General features: G+C 72.6%; 17 protein-coding genes and 2 pseudogenes. 12 read left to right on the top strand and 7 right to left on the bottom strand.

The genetic code is table 11. From position 1 onward, the window contains the following. Positions 1 to 188: 188 nt before the first annotated feature. Positions 189 to 272, top strand: a pseudogene (locus tag GV126_RS37590) (DUF2510 domain-containing protein); the annotation flags it as partial. Between the two features lie 306 nt (positions 273 to 578). Beyond that, positions 579 to 1,736: a hypothetical protein gene (locus tag GV126_RS04135; RefSeq protein WP_419796023.1), complete on the top strand. Its 1,158-nt coding sequence runs from the start codon at positions 579 to 581 to the stop codon at positions 1,734 to 1,736. 145 nt (positions 1,737 to 1,881) lie between these two features. Here the strand turns inward: GV126_RS04135 and GV126_RS04130 are convergent, their stop codons facing one another. Beyond that, positions 1,882 to 2,499 carry a TetR/AcrR family transcriptional regulator gene (locus GV126_RS04130; RefSeq protein ID WP_159662777.1) on the bottom strand — a complete coding sequence of 206 codons (618 nt, stop codon included), beginning with the start codon at positions 2,497 to 2,499 and terminating at the stop codon, positions 1,882 to 1,884. 224 nt (positions 2,500 to 2,723) lie between these two features. Here GV126_RS04130 and GV126_RS04125 point away from each other — a divergent pair, with 224 nt between their 5' ends. Continuing rightward, complete coding sequence (locus GV126_RS04125) at positions 2,724 to 3,527, top strand: phosphatase PAP2 family protein (protein WP_159662776.1); 804 nt, start codon at positions 2,724 to 2,726, stop codon at positions 3,525 to 3,527. Beyond that, positions 3,524 to 4,753, top strand: coding sequence for a DMT family protein (locus tag GV126_RS04120; protein WP_236569873.1), 1,230 nt, complete (start codon positions 3,524 to 3,526; stop codon positions 4,751 to 4,753). Before GV126_RS04125 ends, GV126_RS04120 begins: the two co-directional genes overlap by 4 nt. Here GV126_RS04120 and GV126_RS04115 read toward each other — a convergent pair. Then, complete coding sequence (locus tag GV126_RS04115) at positions 4,736 to 5,593, bottom strand: LURP-one-related family protein (RefSeq protein ID WP_159662775.1); 858 nt, start codon at positions 5,591 to 5,593, stop codon at positions 4,736 to 4,738. The two genes, GV126_RS04120 and GV126_RS04115, sit on opposite strands and share 18 nt — an antisense overlap. Positions 5,594 to 5,646: 53 nt before the next feature. Then, a pseudogene (locus GV126_RS04110) lies at positions 5,647 to 6,246 on the bottom strand (phospholipase domain-containing protein); the annotation flags it as partial. Positions 6,247 to 6,335: 89 nt separating this feature from the next. On the opposite strand from GV126_RS04110, the gene GV126_RS04105 reads away from it, so the two are divergent. Together GV126_RS04105 and GV126_RS04100 are read left to right on the top strand one after the other, a co-directional pair. Then, positions 6,336 to 8,273 (top strand): glycoside hydrolase family 2 protein, encoded by a 1,938-nt coding sequence (locus tag GV126_RS04105; protein WP_500304198.1) that lies wholly within the window; start codon positions 6,336 to 6,338, stop codon positions 8,271 to 8,273. Positions 8,274 to 8,380: 107 nt separating this feature from the next. Next, positions 8,381 to 10,042, top strand: coding sequence for a sialidase family protein (locus GV126_RS04100; protein ID WP_159662773.1), 1,662 nt, complete (start codon positions 8,381 to 8,383; stop codon positions 10,040 to 10,042). Positions 10,043 to 10,415: 373 nt separating this feature from the next. Here the strand turns inward: GV126_RS04100 and GV126_RS04095 are convergent, their stop codons facing one another. Further along, positions 10,416 to 10,850 carry an Rrf2 family transcriptional regulator gene (locus tag GV126_RS04095; RefSeq protein WP_159662771.1) on the bottom strand — a complete coding sequence of 145 codons (435 nt, stop codon included), beginning with the start codon at positions 10,848 to 10,850 and terminating at the stop codon, positions 10,416 to 10,418. Between the two features lie 129 nt (positions 10,851 to 10,979). Between GV126_RS04095 and GV126_RS04090 the strand changes: the two genes are divergently transcribed. The 4 genes from GV126_RS04090 (at position 10,980) to GV126_RS04075 (ending at position 14,716) form a co-directional block, all read left to right on the top strand. Continuing rightward, on the top strand, positions 10,980 to 11,735 hold the full coding sequence (locus GV126_RS04090) for an SDR family NAD(P)-dependent oxidoreductase (protein ID WP_159662769.1): 756 nt from the start codon (positions 10,980 to 10,982) through the stop codon (positions 11,733 to 11,735). Positions 11,736 to 11,993: 258 nt separating this feature from the next. Then, on the top strand, positions 11,994 to 12,689 hold the full coding sequence (locus tag GV126_RS04085) for a response regulator transcription factor (protein WP_159662767.1): 696 nt from the start codon (positions 11,994 to 11,996) through the stop codon (positions 12,687 to 12,689). Continuing rightward, complete coding sequence (locus tag GV126_RS04080; protein WP_159662765.1) at positions 12,667 to 13,836, top strand: sensor histidine kinase; 1,170 nt, start codon at positions 12,667 to 12,669, stop codon at positions 13,834 to 13,836. Before GV126_RS04085 ends, GV126_RS04080 begins: the two co-directional genes overlap by 23 nt. Positions 13,837 to 13,990: 154 nt before the next feature. Next, positions 13,991 to 14,716 (top strand): VanZ family protein, encoded by a 726-nt coding sequence (locus GV126_RS04075; protein WP_159662763.1) that lies wholly within the window; start codon positions 13,991 to 13,993, stop codon positions 14,714 to 14,716. Positions 14,717 to 14,826: 110 nt separating this feature from the next. On the opposite strand, the gene GV126_RS04070 is transcribed toward GV126_RS04075, so the two are convergent. Continuing rightward, complete coding sequence (locus GV126_RS04070) at positions 14,827 to 17,388, bottom strand: polysaccharide lyase family 8 super-sandwich domain-containing protein (RefSeq protein WP_159662761.1); 2,562 nt, start codon at positions 17,386 to 17,388, stop codon at positions 14,827 to 14,829. Between the two features lie 331 nt (positions 17,389 to 17,719). On the opposite strand from GV126_RS04070, the gene GV126_RS04065 reads away from it, so the two are divergent. Then, a complete protein-coding gene (locus GV126_RS04065; RefSeq protein WP_159662759.1) occupies positions 17,720 to 18,574 on the top strand; it encodes an alpha/beta fold hydrolase in 855 nt (284 codons plus the stop codon). 112 nt (positions 18,575 to 18,686) lie between these two features. On the opposite strand, the gene GV126_RS04060 is transcribed toward GV126_RS04065, so the two are convergent. Further along, positions 18,687 to 19,832 (bottom strand): FAD-dependent oxidoreductase, encoded by a 1,146-nt coding sequence (locus tag GV126_RS04060; protein WP_159662757.1) that lies wholly within the window; start codon positions 19,830 to 19,832, stop codon positions 18,687 to 18,689. A gap of 247 nt (positions 19,833 to 20,079) precedes the next feature. On the opposite strand from GV126_RS04060, the gene GV126_RS04055 reads away from it, so the two are divergent. Further along, on the top strand, positions 20,080 to 20,688 hold the full coding sequence (locus GV126_RS04055) for a TetR/AcrR family transcriptional regulator (RefSeq protein WP_159662755.1): 609 nt from the start codon (positions 20,080 to 20,082) through the stop codon (positions 20,686 to 20,688). Between the two features lie 117 nt (positions 20,689 to 20,805). On the opposite strand, the gene GV126_RS04050 is transcribed toward GV126_RS04055, so the two are convergent. Further along, positions 20,806 to 23,193, bottom strand: coding sequence for a glycoside hydrolase family 65 protein (locus tag GV126_RS04050; RefSeq protein WP_159662753.1), 2,388 nt, complete (start codon positions 23,191 to 23,193; stop codon positions 20,806 to 20,808). Between the last annotated feature and the right edge of the window lie 300 nt (positions 23,194 to 23,493).

Genomic DNA, 23,493 nt, shown 5'->3' with positions numbered 1-23,493 from the left:
CGAGCGGAGGAAGGTCGCGCCACCTGTTGCCGTGACGGGTGACGATCGGGTACAGGGCCACGACGCGGCGATCCCGCGACCTGGGCGGCGGGTGGCCGAAAAGTCAACCCGCCCGTGGAGCCCGGGGAGTTCGGGCCGGGAAGGGATCCTCTCATCCGGCTTTCACCGACGCCTCATACGGTGGGGTCATGACGCAGGTGACTCCTCCCGGGTGGTACCCCGACCCCGGGCAGACAAGTGACGGTCCCGCCACCGAGCGCTGGTGGGACGGCAACGCGTGGACGGACCGGACCCGCCCGGCCGGGTCGGCCGCCGCATGGGGTCCGCCGGCGCAGCCGCCCGCCGGGCCGGCGGGTCCGGCGGCCGGACCGGACACCCGGGACGCGGATCCGGCCGCGCAGCCGCACGCCGGGCGGACCGGTGAGGGTGAGCCGGCCGGCGCGGCGGGGCAGACCGGTGAGGGCGAGCAGGCCGGTGGGCACGGGCAGGCCGGTGTGCACGGGCAGGACGTCGAGGCGGGACAGGCCGGTGGGGCCGGACGGACCGGTGAGGGCGGGCAGGCCGGGCAGGCCGGGCAGGTGGCCGCCCAAGGATCCGCCGGACTTCAGGGGCCGGCCGCCGGGCAGCAGGACGGCGCGGGGGCTCCGACGCCTCCCGGACCCGCGGGGTCTCCGGCGTCCCCGTACCAGCCGCACGCGCCCGGCCTTCCGGGCCACCCGGGCCAGCACGACCACCCGGCCTACTCAAGCCACCCGGCTCCTCCGCCGCACCCCGCGTATGCGGGCCACCCCGGCCACCCCGGTCAGCCCGGACCGGCCGGTCAGCCCGGCTACCCCTCGTACCCGGGCTACCCGCCGTACGCCGGTCACCCCGCCCCGCCGGCCGGTGGTCCGCGGCGCGGGCTGCGGACCGGTGTGGCCGTGGTGGCGGCGGCCGCGGTGCTGGCGAGCATCGGGATCGGGGTGTACGTGCTGAGCGAGGACGGCGGCGGGAGCGGCAACCGGGCCGGATCGCACCAGGGTCCCGGCGGGACGGGCGGCGGCTCCGGCGGCTGGGAGGGCCCCGGCGGGCAGGGCGGGCCGTTCGGCGGCCCGGGCGGCGACGGCGGGTCCGGTGGGTCCGGCGGTGACGGCGGCTCGGGCGGTGACGGGGGCTCAGGCGGGTCCGGTGGCTCCGGGGGGTCGGGCGGGTCCTCCGAGCCGCCGAAGATACGCAGCGGGTCGGTCTCCGACCCGCTCAGCGGCATCAGCCTGCCCGTCCCGGACGGCTGGTACGGCCAGCAGCTGCCCATGGCCGGTGCGATGGTCAACTCCGACGACACCTACAAGTGCCCCGGCGACACCTCCCTGACCTGCAACAAGGGCGGTGCCTCCTCCGCTCCCGCGCTGGCGCTGCAGACCTCGGGCGACACCCCCGAGGAGGTCGCCAAGGCCGACATCGAGGCCAACGCCGAGCAGTCCTACGGCAAGGCCTACGGCGGGATCACCTCACACCGAGTGCTGGCCTCCAAGGCGGTCACCGTGGCCGGGCAGAAGGGCTACCTGGTGCGCTGGAAGGCGGTCACCGGCAAGGGGTCCGACGGCTACGTCGAGTCGCTGGCCTTCCCCTCGCCCGGCACCGGGCAGATGGTCGTCGTCCGCTTCGGGGTGGACGTCGACCAGGGGACGTCCGTGATCGACGAGATCACCAAGGGCATCAAGAAGGCCTCGGGCGGCGGCTCCGGGCAGAGCGTCTGAGCGGTCGGCGAGCGCATGTCGGCCGGGTGGGGCGCCTCTCCGCTCCAGAGGAACCCCACCCGGCCGGGGGGTGCGCGCCGCCCCCGTCCCCACGGTGCGGCGCGATCAGGTCACCGTCCAGTCATCCCGTGGACGGCGGCCTGAGTCAGGGTGTGAGCCCGAGCGCGGGCAGCACACTGGTCTCCACGAACCGGACCATGTAGTCCGGGTCGGCGTACTCCCCCTCCAGCACGGGCCGGATGCGCAGCACACCGAACATCTGCGCGGGCACGTGCTCCAGCGCCGGGTTGTCGGCGCGGACCTCGCCGCGCTCGACCCCGCGCCGCAGGATCTCCCGCAGAGCGGCGACCTCCGGCTCCACCAGCGCCTCGCGCAGCGCCTTCTTCAGCTCCGCATCCTGCATGATGGCGTGGCCCAGGGCCTGCAGCAGCCGGGTGTCCTTGCCCGACCACTCGCCCGCGGCCCGTGCGGCCTGCCGCAGGTCCTCGGCGAGCGAGCCGGTGTCGATGCCGGCGAACCGCGTGCGGCGGTTGGCCCGCAGCGCGGCCACCACGAACTGCGGCTTGCTCCGCCACTGCCGGTAGAGCGTGGACTTGCTGCACCGGGTGCTGGCGGCGACGCCCTCCATGGTGACGGCGTCGTACCCGCACTCGCGGATCTGGTCGAGCACGGCGTCGAAGAACTCCCGCTCACGCTCGGGCGTGATCTTGGAGCGGCGCGAGGCGACAACCGTCTCCGGTCCGTCCGCGGCCTGCGACGTCATCGCTTCTTCTCCTCGCTCGAGGTCCCGTGGTCCTCCGGCGCTGTCCAGTGTGGCGCGCCGCCCGGGGGGTTCGCCTACCGATACGCCAGTGTACCGGTACTCGACCGTATCGGTACACTGACGTATCGGTACGCTACCGTATCGATGCCGTGGGGACGGACACACCGCCCTGCCCCGCAACGCGGCACCACGCACCACGCACACCGCCAGCGAGGGGACCGGGCATGACATCCCGAACCGAGGCCGCCGCGGCCGGGCCCACCAGGCCCGCACGGCCTCCGCTCGTACGCGAGCTGCTGCTCGTCGCGGGGCTGTTCCTCGTCTACAAGGCCGGCCGGCAGCTGGCCGCGGACCACACCGGCGAGGCCTTCCACAACGCGCATCACGTATGGGACGTCGAACGGGCGGTCCACCTGCCCGGCGAGGCCTCGGTGCAGTCCCTGCTGCTGCACGGCGACACCCTCGTGCACCTCGCGAACACCTACTACGCGACCGTGCACTTCCCGGCCACCGCGGGCCTGCTGATCTGGCTGTACCTGCGGCGTCCGGCCCATTACGTGTGGACCCGCCGCGTGCTGGCCGCGCTGACGGCCGCGGCCCTGGTGCTGCACCTGACCTTCCCGCTCGCGCCGCCGCGCATGCTCGGCGAGGCGGGGCTGATCGACACCGGGCGCGTGTACGGGCCGTCGGTGTACGGGCCGCCGAAGGCCGACCACCTGTCGAACCAGTTCGCGGCCATGCCGTCGCTGCACTTCGGCTGGGCGCTGATGGTGGCGATCGCGCTCGTCGTCGCCACCCGCTCGCGCTGGCGCTGGCTGTGGCTGCTGCATCCGCTGCTCACCCTGCTGGTGATCGTCGGCACCGCCAACCACTACTGGCTCGACGCCCTCGCGGCAACGGCGCTGCTCGGACTCGCCCTGCTGGTGGTACCCCTGCCGCGCCCCGTGCCGGCCACGACCGGCCGGCGCCGCAGGGCCGAGGCCGCCGTGGGCGCGGAGGACAACACCCTGGTGGGGGCGGCCCGATGAGCGCCGTGCTGCTCGCCGTCGTGCTGTCGCTGTTCTCGGCCGTGGCCTACGCGGCCGCCGCCGTCTTCCAGGAACGGCTCGCCGCGCGCGCCGGGGGCTCCGGCGCGCTGCGGCTGCTGCGCTCGGGCGCCTGGTGGTGGACCGTGGTCCTGAACGGATCGGCGGCCCTGCTGCACGTGGTGGCCCTCAAGTACGGCCCGCTCACGGTGGTGCAGCCGCTGGGGGCGCTCACCCTGGTGGCGGCCGTGCCCATGGGCGCGCGCATGGCGGGCCGACGGGTGGTGGCGGCCGAGTGGCGGGGCACCGTGTGCACGCTCGCCGGGCTGGCCGCCCTGCTGGTCGCGGCGGCCGGACCGGCGCCCCGGCAGGTGCTCAGCCCCGCCCAGGCGCTGGCCGTCGCGGGGGCCACGGCGGTCCTCATAGGCGCCCTGTCGCGACCCGGGGCGCGCCCGGGCCTGCGGCACGCCACCGCCTCCGGGGTCGCCTCGGGGGTGGCCTCGGCACTCACCCAGACCGTGACCGTGGCCGCCACGGACCACACCGGGCCGCTGCTGAGCGCCCGCGTGATCGTCGTCACCCTGCTCGTCGCGGCCTTCGCCACGGGCGGGCTGCTGCTGTCGCAGACCGCCTACCGGGGCGGCCTGGGCGCGCCGCTGGCGGTGGTGACGCTCGCCAACCCGGTGGCGGCCGCCGTGATCGGCATCACCCTGCTCGGTCAGGGCCTGCAGGGCGGCGCGGTGGGCGTGCTGCTCGCGCTGGTGGGCGCGGCGCTCGCCGCCTGGGGGGTCGTCGACCTGTCGCGGGCGCCCCGGCCCGGCACGCCCGGGGGTCCCACCCGCCCGGAACCCTCCCGTCCGGCCGCGGCCGGGCAGCCGGGTCCCGCGGCCGGCGAGCACGGGGGCGGCGAGCAGGAGACCGACGGGCCCGACAGCGACGGGCACGAGCGCGGGGAGTACGAGGGGGACGAGGCGCACCCCGTGGCCGCGGTCCTCGCCCTGGAGGCGGAGTCCGCGTCGCAGGAACCGGCGCTGCGCACCCGCCGGAACGCGGCGGGTCCGACTCCCCGGAACCCTGCGCCGCCGACGCCCCGGGACCGGGTGCTGCCCGCACCCCGGGGCCCGGTGCCGGCGGGTTCCGCACGGCCGGCCCCGCGCACGGCCGGGGATCCGGAGGAGGCGGCCCGCCGGGCCGAGCAGTCCCCGTCCTGCTCAGCCCAGACCGCGTGAGTCCTGCTTCAGGGCGGTGTCGACGGTCAGTGCCGTGGCCACCACCAGGCTCAGCAGCGGTTCGGGCAGCTGGTAGTGGATCTGCAGGACGTAGTTGTCGGCGGTCGTGAACATCGTCTTGGCCAGGCCCTCCCAGGTCTTGGTGATCCGGGCGACCTCGTGGTCGGCGTGGTCGACGATGGCGAAGTTCCAGGCCCGCCAGTTCTCCGCCTTGATCGCGCCGACCTGTGTGCCGCCCGCGTTCATCGCGAAGTTGATCTTGCCGAAGACGTTCTGCTGGACGATCTCGCCGACCTCGAAGCCGTCCGGGCGGGAGACGACCACCCGGGACTTGACGAGCTTGGCGGGCCGGGTGAGCACCAGCTGCGGCTGCCCGTAGGCGTCGCGGATCTCCAGCCGGTGCGTCATGAACTGGTCGAGGCTGGAGACGAACCGCAGCGCCTTCTTCAGGGCGCTCTGCCCGATCTCGGTGACCGTGCCGAGCTGATGGCCGTTCTGGTCGAAGACGCTGTACTCGTTGGTCAGCTCGATCAGCTTGGCCTTCTGGTTCACCACCAGCACCGGCTCGCTGAACAGGGTGCCGCCGCCGCGGCCGCTGGGGGCGACCCCGGCCTGCTGCTGGACCTGGTGCCGCACCCGCGGGTCCGCGGCGGCGCCCTGCACGGTGACCTGCGCCGGGGCCTGCGCGGCCGGCGGCTGCGGAACCTGCTGCGCCGCGGCGGCCCGGGGGTCGGCGTGGGTGTGCTCCGTCCACCGGGCGCCGTCCCAGTACCGCAGCGTCCCGTCCGCCGCGTGCGGGTCGGGGTACCAGCCTGCCGGTGTGTTCGATTGCGTGGTCACCGGGGCACACTACCGCGCGCCCGCCGCAGAGCAACCGCTTGCCGAAGGCGGCGTCAGGCGGTCGCGATCGCCGGGTCGCTCACGCCGGGCTGCCCGTTCTCGACATGTCCGGCGAACCGCCGCAGGAAGCCGGCGTCGGCCGGGGAGGTGACCGTCAGGTCGTACCAGCGCCGGCTCGCCGTGAGGTCGAAGCGGCGCCGCACGGTGGCGCCGGGCCGGACCGGCACGACCACCGGCTCCGCCCCGTAGCCGCAGGTCACCTTCAACGACACCGTGCCACTGCCCTTGTTGGTGAAGGTCAGCTCCACGTCCGCGCCGACGTGGCGCGCGGTGACCTCGGGCCCCGCCGTCCTCCCCGGGTTCCGGAACACGCGCAGGAAGCCGTTCGGGCCGTGCACGGTCAGGTCGTGCGAGCCGCCCGAGTACACCGAGTTCCACCTGTCGGAGACGGTCCGTGAGGCCTCGGTGGTGTACGTCCACGGGCCGTCGGTGCGGTTGCCGGAGGTGACGAGGAAGGCGGCCCCGGCCTCGGGTCCGGAGGCGAAGGTCAGCGCGAAGGTCCCGGCCGCCGGGTCCGCCGCACCGTCCACGTACGGCGCGTACTTCAGCGGGCGCGTGGGCCGCTGCCCGGGCTCCTGCCGGGGCAGGGCGCCCGAGCCTGAACGGCACCTGGGACTTCCGCGCCGACCCCGGCGGACGCCACGCAGCGGACCAGGCCGAGGGTTACGACCAGCGGATCACGGTGCCCTTCGCCTGGGAGACTCCCGCCTCGGGCATCGCCGCACACTGGCTGGAGACCGCGTGGTACCGGCGCACCTTCACGGTGCCGGCCGACTGGGCGGGACAGCGGGTCGTCCTGCACTTCGGCGCCGTCCACCACGCGGCCACGGTGTGGGTCAACGACACCGAGGTGGCCTGCCACGAGGGCGGCTACACGCCCTTCTCGGCCGATGTCACCGACGCGCTGGGTGACGGGGAGCAACTGCTCACCGTCCGCGTCCACGCCCCCTCCGACAAGCGGCACATCGCCCACGGCAAGCAGCGCAGCATGCCCCGCGACGACTACGACGGCGTCTGCTTCACCCCGTCCTCCGGCATCTGGCAGAGCGTGTGGCTGGAGCCCAGGCCGGCCACCCACCTGGCCGCCCTGCGGCTGCGCCCCACCGACGGTCTGACCGGCATCGCCGCCGAGGCCACCGTGCGCGGTCCGCACACCGCGACCGCCGTCCTGCGGCTGCGCGTACGCGGCGAGAGCACCACCGCGCGGCTGGAGGTCGGCCCCGACGGGCGGGCCACCGGCGAACTGCCGCTGGCCGCACCGCGCCTGTGGTCCCCCGAGGACCCGCACCTGTACTACGTCGACGCCGAACTGACCAGCGCCGACGGCAGCGACCGGGTCACCTGCTACACCGGCCTGCGGTCGATCACCGTCGACGGCGAGGCGCTGTACCTCAACGGTCAGCGGCTGTTCGTGCGCGGCGTGCTCGACCAGGGCTACTGGCCCGGCACCGGCATCACCGCGCCCGACGACGCCGCGCTGCGCCGTGACCTTCGGCTCGCCGCGGCGGCCGGCTACAACCTCGTACGCAAACACCTGAAGCTGGAGGACCCGCGTTTCGTCCACCATGCCGACACCCTCGGCATGCTCCTGTGGGCCGAACCCGCCTCACCCGGCCGCTTCTCGGACGCCTCCACCGCCGCGTTCGCCGAGCAGATCGACGCGATGGTGGAACGCGACGGCAACTCCCCCGCCATCGTCATCTGGGGCCTGTACAACGAGGAATGGGGCCTGGACTGGGACATCCCCGGTGACCCGGCCAAGCAGCGGGCGGTCATCGACGCCTACGACCGGCTCAAGGCCCTCGACTCCACCCGGCCCGCCGTGGACAACTCCGGCTGGACGCACGTGCGGACCGACCTGCTCGACTGGCACTACTACGACGAGAGCGCCGCCTCCTGGGCCACGACGATCGCCGATCTGCTCGCCGGGCGGCGCGACGACTTCCCCGTCCGGCTCGGCCCCGACCACCTGGTGCACAAGAAGCTCGCCGTGCCCGGCCAGCCGCTGCGCGGCCTGCCGAACCTCAACAGCGAGTACGGCGGCGGCTTCACCGCCCTGGAGCGGGCCTGGCACCTGCGCTGGCAGACCCAGGAGATGCGCCGCCACGACCGGCTCGCCGGATACGTCTACACCGAGCTGTACGACATCGAGCACGAGAGCGCCGGACTGCTGGACTTCAACCGCGAGGCCAAGGACCTCGCAGGCGTGGACCCGGCGCACGTGAACGCGCCGACCACGCTCGTCCTGGACGTCACCCCGGTGGCGCCGGGACGCGATCTGCTCACGGCGGAGCGGGAGTTCAGCCTCTCCGTGCGCGTCTCGCACCACGGCGGCGAACCCGTCACCGGGCTGCTGCACGCCGCGTGGACGCCGGTGTACGGGGCCACGCCCGAGGGCACCGGCGCGGCCGTGCCCGGCTGCCGTGCCGAGGCCAAGCCGTCCCCCCTGGGCGCGCCCGTCCCCGTCCCCGCCGCACTGCCCGAGGGATGGACCAGCGGGCGGCTGCACCTGGCGCTCGTCATGGACGGCACGGTCGTCGCCCGCGCCGCGCTCGACGTGGACACCCGCACCGAGCCGTACGTCGGCGACGACCCGCTGGCCCGCGCGGCCGCCCGCTGACCGGGCCCGCCCCGCCGGGCCCGTGCACCACCCGGGCGGGTGCCGCCTCCACAGCGGCATCCGCCCCGTCCCGCACCACTCGGCACCCACCGCAAAGGAGTCGATCCGTGCACACACACTCGCCCGGGCGCAGAGCGCCGGTCCTGCTCGGCGTGCTCGCGCTCGTCGCGGCCCTGCTGTCCCTGTGGGCCCCGGCCGCCACGGCCGCGCCCGCCGGCCAGGTACTGGCCTCCCCGGACCTGTCGGCCTACCCGCAGGGTGACGACAGCTACCCGCGGGCCGTCCGCCTCGACCACGACGGCTCGTCGGGCCGGACCATGCTCGCCACGTTCGCCCGGCGCAACCAGGGCGGCACCAACGCACTGCCGGTCTACCGCAGCACCGACGCCGGCCTGACCTGGAGCTCGACACCCCTGTCCACCATCACCTCCCACACCCCGGGCTGGGACATCGAGGCCCCCGTGCTGTACGAGGTGCCCCGCACCGCGAACGGACTGAACGCCGGCGATCTGCTGGCCGCCGGCACCGCCTGGCAGGTCGGCGACTACACCACCCAGAAGATCGAGGTCTTCAAGAGCACCGACCACGGTGTGACCTGGCAGTACCTGTCCGACTGCACCCGGACCAGCGGACTGCCCGACACCATCGGGCACGGCATCTGGGAACCCTGGTTCCTGCTCGCCCCGAACAACACCCTGGCCTGCTTCATCTCCGACGAGCGCCCCGCGAACAGCCCGGCCAACAACCAGATCATCGGCCACTACACCTCCACCGACGGCGGACGGACCTGGAGCTCCGCCCTCACCCAGGACGTGGCCTTCCCCTCCGACAACCTGGCCCGGCCGGGCATGTCGGTCGTGGTCCCGCTGCCCGACGGCACCTTCATGATGTCCTACGAGATGTGCCGCGACGCCACCGACGCCGACCACGCCTGCGAGGTGTACACCAAGACCAGCCCGGACGGCCTGAACTGGGCGCCCGCCGACAACCCGGGCACCCTGGTGCAGACCGCCGACGGCCGGCAGCTGCTGCACACCCCGTACCTCGCCTGGGTGCCCGGCGGCGGTGCGCAGGGCACACTCCTGCTGTCCGGGCAGCGCGTGGTGACCGGGCCCACCGGCAGCAAGTCCGTGATGACCGAGTCCGGGACCGTGGTGTTCGCCAACACCCACCTCGGCTCCGGCGAGTGGACCGAGATCGAGGCACCCGTCAAGACGGACCCGACCGGCGGCTACGACAGCGGTGAACCCTCCTGCCCCGGCTACAGCTCACCGATCGTGCCGCGCGCGGACGGCACCTCGTTCCTCTACCTGAGCGCCACCTGGCTCGGCACCGGCAACCAGTGCCAGGTCCGCTTCAACACGGGCGCCCTCGGCGGTCCCGTCGGGCAGGTCACCACCCCGTGGGTGTCCGGCAGGTGCCTCGACGTGGACACCAACATCAGTGGCAACGGCAAGGCCGTCCAGCTCTGGGACTGCAACACCGCCACCGGTCAGCGCTGGTCGGTGGCACCGGACGGCACACTGCGCGCGTTCGGCCGGTGTTTGGACATCGACGGCAACGGCACGGCGAACTTCACCAAGGTGCAGTTGTGGGACTGCAACGGCGCCGGCGGCCAGCAGTGGCGCCATCAGGCCGACGGTTCGCTGCTGAACCCGCAGTCCGGCCGCTGCCTGGACATCCCCTCCGGGGCCACGGCCAACGGCACCCGGCTGCAGATCTACGACTGCAACGGCCTGGGCACGCAGAAGTGGAACCTGCCCGCGTAGCCGCTCCGCACCTCCGGCCGCCGGCGCCGAAGGCGACCTGGGACCGTAGGTCCTCGGAAGCGTTCGACGCCGGCGTACGGCCGCGCGGACCGCACTGCGTCGGAGGGGGCGCGACGCCGATGACTGTCCCCGTGACCGACCGGCTCCGGCCTGCGAGGCACGAGACAGGAGGCACGACAGGAGGCGGCGGGGAGGCTAGGGCGTGTTTCGAAAGTCCCGTCTGGCCCGCGACGCCTGGCACGGCACCTCGCCGCGTTGCCGGGGCTCGTCCGCGTACGCCCCGTACGCGGACGACCCTCCGCCGTGCGATGCACCGCGCCGGGCGCCGCGGGCCCCGCCCTCCGGGCGGACGACGCTGCTTTCGAAACACGCCCTAGCGCGGTGCCGCGAGTACGTCCTGGAGCACTTTCTCCAGCGTGACGCGGGCCAGCTCGCGCCTCAGGGTCTGCTCGATGCCCTCGTAGATGCCCTGCATCGCCGGCTGGATGCCGTACCCCACCACGCACCCTTGATCCGGGGTGGTGCGGTGCATCGCGAACAGCGGGCCGGGCTCCACTGCCTCGTACACGTCGAGCAGGGTGATCGACTCCAGCTCGCGCGCCAGCGACCAGCCCGCGCCCACGCCCCGCCGGGACTCCACGAGCCCGGCCCTGCGCAGCTCGCCGAGCAGCCGTCTGATCACCACAGGGTTGGTGTTCGCGCTGGTCGCGATCTGCTCGGAGGTGGCGACCTCATGGCCCTGGCGCTGGTAGAGGCCGATCCAGGCCAGCGCATGGGCCGCAATGGTCAGCCTGCTGTTGGCGCTCATGCACCCCTCCTCTCGGACGCAACGCTTCATGTTACGACAGTCACTGTCGTAACAGAAAAAGTTGCATCAGCCTGTCGTAACAATTAGCGTTGCGACTGTCCGGAAGGATCGATCAACGAGGTGAGAAGAATGAGCAAGCCGCTCGCGGGCAAGGTCGCCCTGGTCACCGGGGGGTCGCGGGGGCTGGGAGCCGCGACCGTACGACTGCTGGCCGAACAGGGCGCCGACGTCGCCTTCACCTACGTCAACTCGGAGAAGCGGGCGCAGGCCGTGGTCGACGAGGTGCGCGGCAAGGGTGCGAAGGCCGTGGCCTTCCAGTCCGACCAGGCGGACACGAGTCGGGCGCCGGCGCTGATCGACAATGTGGTCGCGCACTTCGGCGGCCTGGACATCCTCGTCAACAACGCGGCGATCTCGGTGGAGCAGAGCCGCACGGTGGACGACCCGGACGCCGACACCGCCGCACTCGACCGGATGCACGCCACCAACTACCTCGGTGTGATCGCCGTCATCCGGGCCGCCTCCCGCGTGCTGCGCACGGGCGGCCGCATCATCACGGTGAGTTCCGGACTGGGTTCCCGGGTCGGCGCCCCGGGCCTTGCCGACTACGCGGCGACCAAGTCAGGGGTCGAGAGGTACACCATGGGGGTCGCACGGGACCTCGGGCCCCGGAACATCACCGCCAACGTCGTGGAGGCCGGACTGATGGAGGGCGGCATGGAAGGACCGGGCCCCGAGACGCTCAAGGCCCTGGTCAGCTCGCTGTCGCTGCAACGCATGGGGCGTCCCGAGGAGATCGCCGCGGCGATCGCCTTCCTGGCGAGCCCCGCCGCGTCGTACATCACGGGCGCGGTGCTGGACGCCCACGGCGGCTACAACGCCTGAACCGGAACCCCTGCCGTGCGCCCCGAAGGACACCGCGCCCTCGGGGCGCGCAGCGCCGCGGCACGTACAGTTCGACGCTCTCGCCAGGGTGGAGCCGCCGGATACCGGCGACCGCCCGCTTGGCCTCCATGGCGAGAACGCCGTCCAAGACCTTCAGGCCCCACTCGTTCAGGAGGCCGCCATGGATGGCGGTTGCAGGACCGGCTGGCGCACCCGTCGATACGCCGACGATATGCGCCGGCTCGTAGGATCGACCCTGTGCGTGTGTTGATCGTCGAGGACGAACCCTATATGGCGGAAGCCATCCGCGATGGCCTGCGCCTGGAGGCCATCGCGGCCGACATCGCAGGTGACGGCGACACCGCTTTGGACATGCTGGGGATCACCACCTACGACTTCGCCGTCCTCGACCGCGACATTCCCGGACCCTCCGGTGACGAGATCGCCCGACACATCGTCGCCTCGGGAAGCGGCACGCCGATCCTCATGCTCACCGCGGCCGACCGTCTCGACGACAAGGTCTCCGGGTTCGGACTCGGCGCCGACGACTACCTCACGAAGCCCTTCGAGATGCGGGAGCTGGTGCTCAGGCTCCGAGCACTGGACCGCAGGCGTGCGCACGCCAGGCCGCCCGTGCGCGAGATCGCGGGCCTGCGCCTGGATCCGTTCCGCAGAGAGGTCTACCGAGACGGCCGCTACGTGGCGCTCACCCGCAAGCAGTTCGCGGTGCTCGAAGTCCTCGTCGCTGCGGAGGGCGGCGTCGTCAGTGCCGAGGAACTGCTGGAACGTGCGTGGGACGAGCACGCGGACCCGTTCACCAACGCCGTGCGCATCACCGTCTCGGCACTGCGCAAACGGCTCGGCGAACCCTGGCTCATCACCACCGTGCCCGGCGTCGGCTACCGCATCGGCACAGCACCCGGCACCGCACATGAGGGAGCGGACCGTGGATAGGCCGCCCGGTCCGAGTGTTCGCCTCAAGCTCACGCTCAGTTACGCCGGATTCCTCCTGGTCGCGGGCGCCCTGCTGCTCGCGACCGTGTGGGAATTCGTCCTGCGCGACGTGCGCGTCGTATCCAGCAGGCCCGGTGAATTCGTGCCCATCCGCTCCGTCATCCTGCACGACTACGCCCCGGCGACAGCCGGGGTGCTGGCCTTCCTGCTGGTGTTCGGTCTCCTGGGAGGCTGGTTCCTCGCCGGCCGCATGCTCGCCCCGCTGAACCGCATCACCCGGGCCACCCGCACGGCCGCCGACGGATCGCTTTCCCACCGGATCCGGCTACCGGGCCGCCAGGACGAGTTCCGCGAACTCGCCGACGCCTTCGACACGATGCTCGCGCGGCTCGAAGCGCACCTCGCTGCACAGCAGAGATTCGCGGCGAACGCCTCCCACGAGCTGCGCACCCCGCTGTCGGTCACGAAGTCACTGCTCGATGTGGCCCGCGCCGATCCAAGGCGCGCCGACGACCCACTGATCGACCGCCTCCACACCGTCAACACCCGGGCCATCGACCTCACCGAAGCGTTGCTCCTGCTCAGCCGCGCCGACCGGCGGACCTTCAGCCGAGAACCCGTCGATCTGTCCCTCATGGCGGAAGAAGCCACCGAGACGCTCCTCCCCCTCGCGGAAAAGCATGGCGTCACCCTGGAGACCGACGGCGACGTCGCCCCCACGATCGGATCGCCGGCGCTCCTGCTGCAGCTGACCACGAACCTCGTGCACAACGCGATCGTCCACAACCTGCCGGAACACGGCAGCGTGTGGGTGACCACCGGGGTCCGCCCCAGGACCGTGGTGCTCACGGTCGAGAACACCGGCGAGCCGATCACCCCGGAGCTGGTCTCGACCCTCACCGAACCGTTCCAGCGCGGCACCGAGCGGGTGCGCACCGACCACGCGGGCGTCGGCCTCGGCCTGGCCATCGTCAAGACCATCACCCGCGCACACGACGGAATCCTCACCCTCACCCCGCGCTCCGCCGGCGGGCTGCGCGTCACGGTGGAACTGCCCGCAGCGTCCTCGCACCATGGCAGTGCGCCACCACGACCCCGGCCGGCACCGCCCGGACCCGAGCCGCGCTGGGATTCCGTTCCCCGTTGACACAACGCCGCGTTGGGCGCGGCGGCGTCGGTGTTCCGCACACGGAAGGGCGGGCGGCTCGCGCCTGCGATCCTTGCACGGGGGCGTCCGTGTATCGCGCGCGTATCGGAAACCGCATACGCCGCCGCAACAGCCCTCCGTATTCAGTAGAGGCATGGACCGGAACTCGAACTCACCACTGTCAGCCTCGGCCCGTCGGGTGCGGAGGATCGTCCGCTGGATCCTGCTCGCCGGCCTGGGTATCCCCGGCGCGATGGTCGCCGGGTTCGTGCTGCGGTTGTTCGCCAGGTCCGTGCCGCTGGTCATGCGCGGCGGCTGGCAGGCCTGGCTGCTCACCTTCAACGGGGTGATGCTCACCATGGTGGCCGCGCTGCCGTTGTCCGCGCTGGTGGTGTGGCTCCTGGCGCGCCACCGGAGGGCCGTGGGCACCGAGTCGGCCTGGGCGTGGCGCAAGTCGCTGGCCGAGGTCGGCATGGTCCACGGGACGGTGCCGTGGGTGTGGGTGATCCTGATGCCGGGCGCGCGGGCAGGCAAGGTTCCCGGCCGCCTCAGCCTGGTCCCGGTGGTGGACCTGCTCACGATGGGGCCGCTCGGGATCCTCGGCAACCTGCTGGTGTTCGCGGCGCTGGGCTTCTTCGCCCCGATGCGGTTCACGGCGCCGGCGTCGCTACCGCGGGCCCTGGCGCTCGGGGCGGGCTGCTCGGTCCTGGTCGAGACCCTCCAGTACATCCTGCGACTGGACCGGGTGTCCTCCGTGGACGACGTGCTGCTCAACGCCACCGGCGCCGCCCTGGCCGCCATGGCGTCCCGCCGCTGGTGGCGCGCCCCGGCCCCGGAGCCGGCCGACGCCCTCCGGTCGGCCCCGGTGTCGGCGAACTGATCCGCCCCCCCGCGGTCCGGCGGACCCGCCGGTCTCGGACTGCCGGGCGCCGGAGCCCCCGCCGTCATCACGCCCGGACGCCACCGGGCGATGCCACGTGCAACGGCGTCCTAAAGCAGTGTTGCCGTGAAGCTGCGGCCGTGGGCGTGACGCGTGGTGATGTCGAGCCGAGTACCGCCGCGGACCCGGCCGACCCTCACTCCGTCGTCCACCGAGACCGCCTTCATCCTCCGGCCGCGGACCGTGACCGATACCGCGTCCCGCTCCATCGTCGGGTCGGACACGGCGACCCTGATGGTGCCGTCGGGCGCCTCCTGAAGGATCACCGATGCCGGGCCGTCGGCCGAGAGCCGCCCGGCATGGTGCGTGCCCGGGGCGAAGACGTTGGCGGCCACCATCCGCAGTCCCGCGTGCTGCACGGCTTGGATCCGCGGGGTGTTGGCCAGGACGGTCACCGGGCCGCGGGCATAGGACGTCAACGCCGTCTCGGTAGCGTGCGGGACGAGGGCGTAGGCCATCGAGGTGGGTCGTGCGCCGGCCGCCTGGTCGACGGACACGGAGAAGACCTGCTTGCTCACCATGGTGTCCGGGTTGGAGGCGCGGACGAGGCGGCGGCTGCGGGTGACCGTCTCGAGCGCGACCGTCGGGTGCTGCGCGTCCAGGAAGACGTATCCGACCGCTGTGCCTTGATCGCGGTTGGCGTAGCGCAGCCAGGCCAGCGGGGCCGTACCCGGCCCGGACCAGGCCCGGCCGGTGCGCAGCTCTCCGGTGAGCGTGACGGCGTCCGACGGGGCGGCGATCCGGCTGTCGACGGTCGTCGTCACCGGGCGTCCCGCCGGGTCGCCCACCCCGGCGGCGAGGACGACGATCTCGTCGTCGAACATGAACCACGACTTCGTGGCCTCGGCGTTGCGGTAGACGACGAAGTCGTCGGGCAGGGTGCCGGCCTGTTTCGCGGCATACGCCGCGTCGTCGGCCTGGACGAGTCCGGCCGCGCCGTACGCGCCGAGACTCGCGCCCCCGGAGAAGGTGTTGGTGCCGCGCGGGAAGTACACGTAGGTGTTCTGCGACTCCGAGGAGGACGTGAACCCGCGCCCGGGGTTGTCGTACCACAAGGTGCCGTACAGTTCGGGGATCGTCCGGCGGTTCTCCACGGGTGCGGTGACGCCGGCGAGACGGTAGGGCGAGACGGCCGTGTAGTGGTCGACGCCGAAGACCTGGGTCTGGTCCTGGCCACGGAGGTAGAGGTGGTGGGCGCCGTCGCCCTGGAACCACGGCATGAGGTTCTCACCGCTCATGTACTCGTACTTGCTGATCCGCGTGGAGCTGCGGGCCAGGGCGAAGGCGTAGCCGGGCCGCCGGTGGACGGTCCTGTCCATCGCGTTGAACGCCACGTTGCGTTCCGCCGGGTTGAGGTCCTTCGCGGGAACCGACGCGTCGGCGAGGAGGGCGGCGTAGCGGGCGATGCTCACCGGGGAGACGAAGCTCTTCGGGTCGAGCACGGCCTTCGACGTCCGCTCGAGGTACTTGACGTAGCCCTTCAGGGCCGTGGCGTCGCTACCGGAGGCACAGCTGGAGAGATCGACGACGGCCTCGACGACGGCGGCGACCGAGTCGTACCCCGTGGCGGTCCGGGACACGGCACGGCCCTTGACCATGTCCATCATCCAGCCCTCGAAGATCAGCGGGGCGAAGCCGTCGACCACCCAGGTCCGGACGGTGTCGACGAGGCCGTCGATGTCCTGGGCGTAGCTCGTGCCGTCGAGGATCTTGAGGGTCTGGACGACGCGGGTCAGCAGTCCCGTGCCGTAGGAGCCGGTGTAGGCGACGGAGGCATGCTGGATGAACGAACCGTCGGCGTAGAAGCCGTCGGTGACGCCGTGGCGGGGGTGGTACGGGTCGACCGTCGCGAAGACGGTCAGCTGGTCGGCGATGGCCTTGCCGATGCGGGCGCCGTCGTCGAGCACGGCGCCCTGCAGGATCCGGTTCGTGGTGATGTCGGCGAGGTTGGCGCCGGTGTGGAAGCGCGAGTCGAGGTCGACGTCGCCGTCCTTGCCGTTGCGCAGGTAGGCGTCCATCGAGGCGACGTAGGCGGCGGTGAGCCCGGGCCGGTACTGCGCGAGGCGGTCCTTGAGCAGGACGAGGATCTTGCTCACGTGGGAGGAGATGCCGATCTCCCAGGTGAACCAGTTGCCGTAGTAGCCCTTCGACTGGGTGCCGTAGTAGTCGTCGTAGAGCCGGACCAGGCCGTCGACGACCCGTGTCTGGACGGCCACGTTGTCGCGGAGGCCGGACGCGGTGGTGCCGGGCGTGCGGGTCGCGAGGGCGATCTCGTAGAGGTACTGGAACGAGGTCGTCAGGTTCGTGTCGCTCGTGCCGAGGGGCACGCCCCGGAACAGCTCGCCCTGCCCGGCTCGGTCCAGCGCGGTCAGCCGGGCGCGGGCGGTCGCGTCGATGGCCGCGAGCTTGGCGCCGACCTCGGGCCGGGCGTTGGAGTCCGCGGTGCCGGCGAACATCGCCACGACGTTGCCGAGCAGGACGGCGTGGTCGGCGGCGGCGTCGGCCGCCGTCCCGGCCGGCGGGGACCCAGCCCATGCCTGGAGCGGCTGCGCCACTGCCAGCAGGGTCGCTGCGGGGAACAACGACAACAGAGCACGACGTGAGGTCTGCACGGGCCGCTCCAAGGTTCGACCGGAAAGCGCTTGCCGCATCCAACCAACTGTGAGTCGCCCTGTCACTAGTGGCGCTTCGTCAGGTTCCCCCAGTGATTCCGTTCGGATGAGTGGCCGACCGCCGGCCTCGGGTGGGCCAGGGGTCGGCCGCCGGCGACATCGTGGACGACATCGACCACCTGCCCGACCTGTTCGACGTACGGTGGTGGTGTGAGGACTTCGGTCACCGCGACCACGTCGTGCGAGAGGGGTGCGCGCCGCGCGCCGGGGCAGGCCGCGGCTACGTCTCCCCCGCAGCTTCTACCGCTGCTCGAACGGAACAGGAGTGCGCGTGGCATCCACCACGTCCGGGTTCGGCCCCGCAACCAGCGTGCGGGTCGGCGAGTTGACCTTCGATGTGGCAACGGCGGGGCCGCGGACCGGCACACCGGTCCTGTTGCTGCACGGGTTTCCGGAAACGAGCGCCTGCTGGCGCCCGATGGCGCCGATGCTGACCGCTGCGGGCCTGCGCCTCTACGCGCCCGATCAGCGCGGCTACTCCCCCGGTGCGCGTCCCGAGGAGGTCGACGCCTACCGCATCGAGCACCTCGTCGCCGATGTCATCGGGCTGCTGGACACACTCGGCATCGACCGGGCACACCTGGTCGGCCATGACTGGGGGGCCATCGTGGGATGGTTCGCCGCCGCCCGGCACCCCGACCGAGTACGGACCCTGACCGCCGTCTCCGTTCCCCATCCGGCGGCGTTCGGGTGGGCAGTGGCCCATGACGCCGACCAGCAGCAGCGGTCGGCCTACATCAAGGCCTTCCGCCGGCCCGGCACCGAAGACAAGCTGCTGGCCGACGACTGCCGTCGTCTGCGTGCCGGCTTCGGCGGCGACGTCGACCTCCCTCTCGTCGAGGAACACCTGCACCGCCTGTCCGAACCGGGCGCCCTGAGTGCGGCGCTGGCCTGGTACCGAGCCATGACGGCGGAGTTCGCCGCGCTCGATCCGGTCACCGTGCCCACCACGTACTTCTGGAGCGACGGCGACGCCTCCCTCGGCCGCGCCGGCGCTCTCCGCTGCGGCCGGTTCGTCTCCGGCCCCTACCGTTTCGTCGAACTTCCCGGGATCAGCCACTGGATCCCCGAACAGGCGCCGAATCGGCTGGCGGACGAGGTGCTGCGCCGGGTCGGCACCCCGTGACCGCCCGCCCGGATGCCCGAGCCGTCACGCACCGGGCAGTTCGTTCCCGTGAGGCGACATCGCGGACGGCGCCGTTCAGGGAACGCGGGCGACGGTCACGCCCCGCACCCCTTCACTGCGCGACCGTCCCCGCCTGGGCGAAGTCGGGCAGTTCGGGGGACAGCAGTTCATCGACGCCGTTGTCGAGGAGCTGCTGCATCCGAGCGGAGCGGGGCAGCATGGTCTTCTCGTAGGCGAGGACGGCGTCCTCGACGGTGTCGTGATGGACGATGGCGAGGGCGAGTTCGCAGGCGTCCAGCATGGCGAGGTTGACGCCGACGCCGAGTGGCGGCATGAGGTGCGCGGCGTCGCCCAGCAGGGTGAGGGTGGGGTTGTGCTCCCAGGTGTGGGGCACGGGCAGCGCGTGGATGCGGCGGTCGACATAAGGGCCGTCGTTGTCGGTGAGCAGCCGGCGCAGAGCCGGTGACCAGTGGCGGTACCGGTCCAGCAGGAGGGCACGGATGCCGTCGGTGTCGCCGATGGTGAGGCCGGCCGCGGTGATCCAGTCCGCGGGGACGCGCTGGATGACGTAGACGCGGATGTGGCCGCCGCTGTTGCGCTGGGCGAACAGACCACGGTCTCCGTCGGCCGCGGCGGCGCTGCCCTGGCCGACGAGTGCGGCGATGTCGGGGTGCCGGTGGTCGACGTCGTCGAACCAGGCTTCGAGGAGGCTGACGCCGGTGTACTGGGGGGTGGCGTCGGAGAGGGCACGGCGGACCGTGGACCAGGCACCGTCGGCACCGATGACGAGGTCGGCCTCGACGGTGGTGCCGTCGGCGAAGCGGAGCCGCCGGGGGCCTTGTGCGGGCCCCTCGACGCAGCGCAGGGTGTGGCCCCAGCGCACCGTGCCGGGCTGGAGCGAGTCCAGCAGGAGGCCGCGCAGCTGCCCTCGGTCGATCTCCGGCTTGAAGCGTTCGTCCTCCGCGGGAGTGTGGTGGAAGACGATCGTGCCGGACTTCGGGTCCCACTGGCGCATCTCCTGGCCCTCCGGGCGGGAGAGCCGGAAGAACTCCTCCAGCAGTCCCGCTTCGCGCAGGGCGACCTGGCCGTCGTCCTCGTGCAGGTCGAGGGAGCCACCCTGGTCGCGGGTCTCGGGGCCGGTCTCGCGGTCGTAGACGGCGGCAGTGAGGCCGTGTCGCTGGAGTATCCGGGCGCAGGTCAGGCCGCCGGGGCCGGCACCGATGATGGCGATGCGAGGTGTGGCCGGGATGGTGTTCACGGCGGTGTGCTCCTTTCGGAGAGCGCGGCAAGGGCGCGTTGCTGGGCTGAGTGGTCGGTGGGCAGCGGTGGTGCCTGGGGGCGTTGTGGTTCGGGTCGGAAGAAGAGCCGAAGAAGAGCAAGAAGAAGAGCAACGGGGAGCACGTCCGGGCAGGGCCTCACGACCGCCACCCCATGAGAGCACAACGACCCAACAAGTGCAACGAGTCAACTTTTGAAGTCGGGCAACCGAGAGGTAGAGTCGTGGCATGACGGACCCCGCCACCCAGACCGGCACCGCGCCGCCGACAGGGCGCCGCGAGCGCAAGAAGGCCGCCACCCGCCAGGCCATCGCCGACGCCGCACTGCGCCTGTTCCTGGAGCGGGGGTACGACGACGTCGGCATCCGCGAGATCGCGGACGCCGCCGACGTGTCCACCACCACGCTCTTCAAGCACTTCCCGGTCAAGGAAGCGCTGGTCTTCGACGAGGACGCCGATCAGGAGGCCCGCCTGCTCGCCGCCGTGCGCGAGCGCCCCGAGGGCCAGTCCATCCCCGCGGCCCTGCGCGAGCACGCGCTGCGCTCCCGTATCCTCGCCGCGGACGGCGACGCCCGCTTCACCGCGTGGTTCGACCTGATCAACAGCACCCCGGCCCTGCGCGACTACCTCCAGGGCATGTGGCTACGCCACGCCAACGCCCTGGCCCAGGTCATCGCCGAGGAGAGCGGACTCGCCGCGGACGACCCCGCGTGCACCGCGCTGGCCCACTTCGCCCTCGAAGCCCCGCGCGCCGCCCTCGCCCACGCCGACCCCCGCCAGGCCGTCACCCGCGCCTTCGACCTGCTCGAACACGGCTGGCTCGCCATCAGCGGATGACGGCCGCCGCCGACCGGTGCGGTGCACCGCCGGCAGCAGCCGGTGCACCGGCTCCCGCACGTCTGAAGCCGCCCGCGCCCCCGCCTCGGCAGGGTGTTGTGCCGCTGCGAGGAGTTCTTACTCAGGCAGCGCCAGGCTGCACTTCTCGCCCGGGGGGACGCGGACGGCGCAGCCGGGCAGGCGTACGTCGATCGGCGGGCGGTCGGACGGAGGCACCGCGATCTCCAATCGGCCGTGCTCCAGGCGTACCCCGACCCCCCAGTGGCCCCGGTAGCGCAGGCGGAAGCCGTAGGAGGACAGTTCCGGCAGCGGCACGGGGTCGAACCGGAGTGCGCCGTCACGGGTCTCCAGGCCGGGCAGTCCGCGCTGGACCAGGTCGAGGGTGCCGGCCATGGCGCCGAGGTGGATGCCCTCGCCGGTGGTGCCGCCCTGCAGATCGGCGATGTCACCGCGCAGGGCCTCCTGGACGAACGTCCACGCCTCCGCGCGGCGGGCCCTGGCCAGCACCCAGCCGTGGACCAGGCCGCTGAGGGTGGAGCCGTGACTGGTGCGGGCCAGGTAGTGGTCGACGCAGCGCTGCCAGGTCTCTTCGTCGAGCCGGTGACCCAGCCGGTGGAAGAGCCCCTGGAGTTCGGTCGGTGAGAACAGGTAGCCGAGCATGAGCACGTCCGCCTGCTTGGACGCCTTGTAGCGGTTGACGGTGTCGTCCTCGGCCTCCAGGATCCGGTCCAGGCGCCGGATGTCGCCGTAGCGGGCGCGGTAGTCGGCCCAGTCGAGTTCCTTCAGGTCGGCGTATCCCTCGAACTGACTGACGAGACCGTCGTGGAAGGGCACGTGCAGCGTGCGGGAGACCTCCTCCCAGCGCTGCAGCTCGCCGCCGTCGATGCCGTTGCGCTCGGTCAGTTCGCGTCGGCGCGGCTCGGGCAGGGCGTCGAGGGCGTCCAGGGTCCGGGTGAGGACCCAGGCGGCGGTGACGTTGGTGTACGTGTTGTCGTCCAGACCGGGGCGCTCGGCGTCCGGGTAGGCGTCGTGGTATTCGTCGGGGCCCACCACGCCGCGGATGCGGTGCCGTCCCAGGTGTGCGTCCCAGGTTGCCGAGTCGGCCCAGAAGCGGGCGATCTGCACCAGCATCTCCGCGCCCTGGGTGTGCAGGAACTCGGTGTCGCCGGTGGCCTCGCAGTACTGCCACACGTTGTAGGCGACGGCCGAGCCGACGTGCCGCTGCAGGTGGGAGTGGTCCGGCAGCCAGCGTCCGGAGCGGGGATTGAGGTGCAGCCGCTGGGTCTCCTCCCGTCCGTCGCTGCCGCTCTGCCACGGGTACATCGCCCCGCGCCGGCCCACCGCGCGCGCCGCGGCGCAGGCCGGTCCCAGGCGCCGGTGCCGGTAGCGCAGCAGGGCTCGGGAGACCTCGGGCAGGTGCAGGTTCAGATACGGCAGGACGAACAGCTCGTCCCAGAACACGTGCCCGCGGTACGCCTCGCCGTGCAGGCCGCGGGCGGGCACCCCGACGTCCAGGTCGGCGGTGTGCGGGGAGAGGGTCTGCAGCACGTGGAAGAGGTGCAGGCGCAGGATCCGGCCCGGCTCTCCGGCGACGTCGGGGGCGGACCGGCGCCACAGCCGGTCCCAGGCCGCCCGGTGGGTCGCCACCAGGTCGTCGAAGTGCGGCGCGGCGAGCACCCGGTCGGTCGCCGCGCGCAGCGGGTCGCCGATGGCCGGGTCGTGGGAGGTGTGCAGGGCCGCCGTCTTGTCGACGGTGACGGGGCGGCCGGGCGTCAGGCTCAGGGACAGGTGCTGGAGCGCGCGCAACGGTTCGTGCCGGGTGTGGACGGTGACGCCGCCGTCGGTCGTCACCCGGCCGGCCAGGCCGATGCCGATGTCGGAGGTGCGGGTCCGGCAGTGCAGCCAGACCGTGCCCGGTACAGCGGTCCCGGTGTGCACCTGGGTGAGGTGACGGCCGTCAAGCTCGCGGTAGCGCGGTACGCCGGCGTTGGTGACGCCGCCGTCCAGGGCCGCCTCCACCTCGAGTTCCAGCGGGCCGTCCTCGGCGGTGAACTCGGTGCGCAGGGCGGCCAGGTGTGGATCGCCCAGGTGCACGATCCGCCACTGGCGCACCGTCAACGCCCGTCCGCCGCCCACGCGGTAGCGGGTGCGGCGCTCCAGCAGGCCCGCGTCCAGGTGGAGGACCTGCCGGTGGTCGAGCACGGTCGCCGCCTCCGGGGTGAGCCAGGGGTCACCGGCCAGGCGGAAGCGCAGCGGCAGCCAGTTGGGGAGGTTGACCAGGTCCTCGTTCTCCACCTGGCGGCCGGCCACGTGAGAGACGAGCCGGTTGTAGCAGCCGGCCACATAGGTGCCCGGGTAGTGGACCTCGTCGGCAGCGCACTCCGGCAGCGCGCCGCGGGTGGCGAAGCAGCCGTTGCCGAGGGTGCACAGCGCCTCCCGCAGGCGCTCCTGCGCCGGGTCGTACCCCTCGTACTCCCATGTCCCGGGCCCTGCTGCCGAGGTCATCGGACGGTCACACCCGGAGCGTCCACCGCGGTCAGGCCGGCGTCCGATCCATCCGATCCGCCCACTCCCACCACTACAGGCAGCTCCATCCCTACCGCCACCTTTCCCGTCCGCTGTCGCGTCGAGCAGCCGACACTGCACTCCCCTCACCGTCGCATCCGACGTGCCCCGACGCGAGGGCGGAGCGGCCCCCGAGCCGGGACCGGGCGGCCCGTGGCGTTCCGCCCCGCTCGGGCGCAGGCTGGAAGCAGCGTCCCCCACGGTGTCCCGTGGGGCCGGCAGCAGTCGGGGGAACGCGGG

Source organism: Streptomyces mexicanus (assembly GCF_902506575.1).
In the GTDB taxonomy this organism is placed as follows: Bacteria; Actinomycetota; Actinomycetes; order Streptomycetales; family Streptomycetaceae; genus Streptomyces; species Streptomyces mexicanus.
This window is presented reverse-complemented; position numbering and strand designations above follow the sequence as displayed.

What these genes read in the sequence shown, in the direction of transcription:
- GV126_RS04130 (WP_159662777.1), bottom strand. Translation starts at nt 2,499, where the DNA reads ATGACGTCGCAGGCCGCGGACGGACCGGAGACGGTTGTCGCCTCGCGC.
- GV126_RS04125 (WP_159662776.1), top strand. Translation starts at nt 2,724, where the DNA reads ATGACATCCCGAACCGAGGCCGCCGCGGCCGGGCCCACCAGGCCCGCA.
- GV126_RS04120 (WP_236569873.1), top strand. Translation starts at nt 3,524, where the DNA reads ATGAGCGCCGTGCTGCTCGCCGTCGTGCTGTCGCTGTTCTCGGCCGTG.
- GV126_RS04095 (WP_159662771.1), bottom strand. Translation starts at nt 10,850, where the DNA reads ATGAGCGCCAACAGCAGGCTGACCATTGCGGCCCATGCGCTGGCCTGG.
- GV126_RS04090 (WP_159662769.1), top strand. Translation starts at nt 10,980, where the DNA reads ATGAGCAAGCCGCTCGCGGGCAAGGTCGCCCTGGTCACCGGGGGGTCG.
- GV126_RS04080 (WP_159662765.1), top strand. Translation starts at nt 12,667, where the DNA reads ATGAGGGAGCGGACCGTGGATAGGCCGCCCGGTCCGAGTGTTCGCCTC.
- GV126_RS04075 (WP_159662763.1), top strand. Translation starts at nt 13,991, where the DNA reads ATGGACCGGAACTCGAACTCACCACTGTCAGCCTCGGCCCGTCGGGTG.
- GV126_RS04055 (WP_159662755.1), top strand. Translation starts at nt 20,080, where the DNA reads ATGACGGACCCCGCCACCCAGACCGGCACCGCGCCGCCGACAGGGCGC.
- GV126_RS04050 (WP_159662753.1), bottom strand. Translation starts at nt 23,193, where the DNA reads ATGACCTCGGCAGCAGGGCCCGGGACATGGGAGTACGAGGGGTACGAC.